Genomic DNA, 458 nt, shown 5'->3' on the forward strand with positions numbered 1-458 from the left:
GATCCGTTGTTGCCGCGTCCGCTCAAGGAGGTGCTGTTCGCTGAGGCGGGTTCCGCCGAGGCGGGGTTGCTGGATCAGACGGTGTTCACGCAGGCCGGGTTGTTCGCGGTCGAGGTGGCGCTGTTCCGTCTGGTGGAGTCGTTCGGGATCGTGCCGGACATGCTGGCTGGTCACTCGATCGGTGAGGTGACGGCGGCGCATGTCGCGGGCGTGTTGTCCCTGGCCGACGCGTGTCAGCTCGTCGCCGCGCGGGGTCGGTTGATGCAGGCGCTGCCCACGGGCGGCGGCATGCTGGCCGTGGCCGCCGATGAGGCTGCGGTGGTCGAGTCGATCGTCGGGATGACCGGCCGCCTCGGTATCGCGGCCGTCAACGGGCCTGCCGCCGTCGTCGTCTCCGGTGCCGTCGAGGCCCTGGACGAGGTGGAGCGGGTCTGGCGGGAGCGGGGCGTGCGCACTCG

At 71.2% G+C, this 458-nt stretch carries 1 protein-coding gene; it reads left to right on the forward strand.

Going from position 1 to position 458, the window contains the following annotated elements; all coding sequences use genetic code 11:
- Positions 1 to 458, forward strand: a 458-nt coding sequence (locus KBX39_RS32830) for an acyltransferase domain-containing protein (RefSeq protein WP_210874309.1), incomplete at both ends; no start/stop codon positions are given.

This window comes from Micromonospora sp. D75 (assembly GCF_018070405.1).
Lineage (GTDB): Bacteria > Actinomycetota > Actinomycetes > Mycobacteriales > Micromonosporaceae > Micromonospora > Micromonospora chalcea.